Raw genomic sequence first — 2,786 nt, 5'->3', positions numbered from 1 at the left:
GTAGGGTGGGCAAAGCGGCCGCCGAAGGCGGCAGCGTGCCCACCGTCCGTCGGCGCGTTCGGTGTGAGATGGTGGGCACGGCGCCACCACGAGCGTTCGTCACGACACAGCGCGGCCGCGCCTTTGCCACCCTCCGAGGAGCTCTTGAAAACAAAAACGGCGCCCGAAGGCGCCGTTCCAATCCATCCGTCAGAAGTGCGGCTTACGCGGCTTCCGAGGTCTCCTGCACCGGGCCGGAATCCTGGCCCTTGGCGTCGACGTCGCGATCGACGAACTCGATCACGGCCATCGCGGCATTGTCGCCGTAGCGGAAGCCGGCCTTGATGATGCGGGTGTAGCCGCCGTTGCGGTCCTTGTAGCGGGGCGCCAGCACGTCGAACAGCTTCTTGACCTGGTCGACGTCGCGCATCTCGGCGATCGCCTGGCGGCGGAGCGCAAGGCCGCCCTTCTTGCCGAGGGTGACGAGCTTCTCGACGATCGGCCGGAGCTCCTTGGCCTTCGGCAGCGTGGTGACGATCTGCTCGTGCTTGATCAGCGCAGCGCACATGTTGGCGAACATCGCCTTGCGATGCTCGGCCGTGCGGTTGAGCTTCCGATGAACCTTGCCGTGACGCATTGTCTTAGTCCTTCATTTCAATCTGCCGCGACGGTTCGTCGGACATGTTGCTCAGGTGGGCTGCCTGCGTTCGCCCGGTGGAGGTGGTCATTCCGGGGCGCCTCGAAGAGGCGAACCCGGAATGACAGTTTCTCAGTAGTGATCCTCGAAGCGCTTGGCCAGCTCGTCGATGTTCTCCGGCGGCCAGCCCGGCACTTCCATGCCGAGATGCAGACCCATCTGGGCCAGCACTTCCTTGATCTCGTTCAGCGACTTGCGGCCGAAGTTCGGGGTGCGCAGCATCTCCGCTTCCGACTTCTGCACGAGGTCGCCGATGTAGACGATGTTGTCGTTCTTCAGGCAGTTCGCCGAACGCACCGACAGCTCGAGCTCGTCCACCTTCTTGAGGAAGGCCGGGTTGAAGGCGAGGTCCGGGATGATCTCCTGGGCGACTTCCTTGCGCGGCTCTTCGAAGTTGACGAACACGTTGAGCTGATCCTGCAGGATGCGGGCGGCATAGGCCACCGCGTCCTCCGGCGAGATCGCGCCGTTGGTCTCGATCGTCATGGTCAGCTTGTCGTAGTCGAGGATCTGGCCCTCGCGGGTGTTCTCGACCTTGTAGGAGACCTTGCGGACCGGCGAGAACAGGCTGTCGATCGGGATCAGGCCGATCGGCGCATCCTCGGGACGGTTGCGCTCGGCCGGCACGTAGCCCTTGCCGGTGGCGACCGTGAACTCCATGCGGATCTCGGCGCCCTCGTCCAGGGTGCAGAGCTGCAGGTCGGGATTGAGCACGACGATGTCGCCGACGGTCTGGATGTCGCCGGCGGTGACCACGCCCGGACCCTGCTTCTTCACGACCATCCGCTTCGGGCCTTCGCCCTGCATCTTGATCGAGATGTCCTTGATGTTCAGCACGATGTCGGTGACGTCCTCGCGGACGCCAGCGATCGAGGAGAACTCGTGCAGCACGCCGTCGATGTGCACCGACTGCACGGCGGCGCCCTGCAGCGACGACAGCAGGATGCGGCGCAGCGCATTGCCCAGCGTCTGGCCGAAACCGCGCTCCAGCGGCTCGGCGACCACGGTGGCGAAACGGGTCGCGTCGGAGCCCGGCGTGACCTGGAGCTTGTTCGGCCGAATCAATTCTTGCCAATTCTTCTGGATCGTCACTGTTTCACCCATGGGCCAGTCCATCCCGGGGGGCGAATGACTGGCGTTGGAGAACCGCGCATCGGATCGCGGTTATCGAAAAGGTTCAAAAGCAAGACGAGGCGGACATGCTGCCCGCCTCCTTCAGATCAGACGCGACGACGCTTGCGCGGACGGCAACCATTGTGCGGGATCGTCGTCACATCGCGGATCGAGGTGACGGTGAAGCCCGCAGCCTGCAGCGCGCGCAGGGCCGACTCACGTCCGGAGCCCGGACCGGCCACCTCGACCTCGAGGGTGCGCATGCCGTGCTCCTGAGCCTTCTTGGACACGTCCTCCGCCGCGACCTGGGCGGCATACGGGGTCGACTTGCGCGATCCCTTGAACCCCATCGTGCCGGCGGACGACCAGGCAATGGTGTTGCCCTGCGCGTCGGTGATGGTGATCGTGGTGTTGTTGAACGACGAATTCACATGGGCGACGCCGGAGGCGATGTTCTTGCGCTCACGACGGCGGACACGTGCGGCTTCCTTGGCCATATAAGTACCTTTCTCGAGATCTCAACGCCGCCGTAATGCCAGCGGCTACACCAAACGAGCGAATGGTAAATGGCGAATAGCGAGAAGGGGCTCCCCCTACCCGCTACCCGCTCATTCGCAATTCGCCGATTACTTCTTCTTGCCGGCGATCGCCTTGGCCGGCCCCTTGCGCGTGCGCGCATTGGTGTGGGTGCGCTGGCCGCGCACCGGCAGGCCGCGGCGATGACGCAGGCCGCGATAGCAGCCGAGGTCCATCAGCCGCTTGATGTTGATGCCCGTCTCACGGCGAAGGTCACCCTCGACGACGTAGTCGCGGTCGATGATTTCGCGGATCTGCAGGACTTCCTGGTCGCTCAGCTGGTTGACGCGACGATCCTCGGCGATCTTCACCTTCTCGATGATCTCGCCCGCGATCTTCGGGCCAATGCCATGGATATACTGGAGCGCGATCAGGACGCGCTTGTTGGTCGGGATGTTGACACCGGCAATACGGGCCACGG

Annotated in this window: 4 protein-coding genes; all 4 read right to left on the bottom strand. The window is 64.1% G+C overall.

The genetic code is table 11. The features are described 5' to 3' along the window. Positions 1-202: 202 nt before the first annotated feature. Complete coding sequence (gene rplQ, locus BRAS3809_RS19585) at positions 203-616, bottom strand: 50S ribosomal protein L17 (RefSeq protein ID WP_006611863.1); 414 nt, start codon at positions 614-616, stop codon at positions 203-205. A 132-nt stretch (positions 617-748) separates the two neighbouring features. After that, complete coding sequence (locus tag BRAS3809_RS19580) at positions 749-1,780, bottom strand: DNA-directed RNA polymerase subunit alpha (protein WP_008963797.1); 1,032 nt, start codon at positions 1,778-1,780, stop codon at positions 749-751. Positions 1,781-1,896: 116 nt separating this feature from the next. Continuing rightward, complete coding sequence (gene rpsK, locus BRAS3809_RS19575) at positions 1,897-2,286, bottom strand: 30S ribosomal protein S11 (RefSeq protein WP_006611861.1); 390 nt, start codon at positions 2,284-2,286, stop codon at positions 1,897-1,899. Positions 2,287-2,415: 129 nt separating this feature from the next. After that, positions 2,416-2,784, bottom strand: coding sequence for a 30S ribosomal protein S13 (gene rpsM, locus BRAS3809_RS19570; RefSeq protein WP_008963796.1), 369 nt, complete (start codon positions 2,782-2,784; stop codon positions 2,416-2,418). Positions 2,785-2,786 lie beyond the last annotated feature (2 nt).

This window comes from Bradyrhizobium sp. STM 3809 (assembly GCF_000239795.1).
Classification (GTDB): Bacteria; Pseudomonadota; Alphaproteobacteria; order Rhizobiales; family Xanthobacteraceae; genus Bradyrhizobium.
This window is presented reverse-complemented; position numbering and strand designations above follow the sequence as displayed.

What these genes read in the sequence shown, in the direction of transcription:
- rplQ (WP_006611863.1), bottom strand. Translation starts at nt 616, where the DNA reads ATGCGTCACGGCAAGGTTCATCGGAAGCTCAACCGCACGGCCGAGCAT.
- BRAS3809_RS19580 (WP_008963797.1), bottom strand. Translation starts at nt 1,780, where the DNA reads ATGGGTGAAACAGTGACGATCCAGAAGAATTGGCAAGAATTGATTCGG.
- rpsK (WP_006611861.1), bottom strand. Translation starts at nt 2,286, where the DNA reads ATGGCCAAGGAAGCCGCACGTGTCCGCCGTCGTGAGCGCAAGAACATC.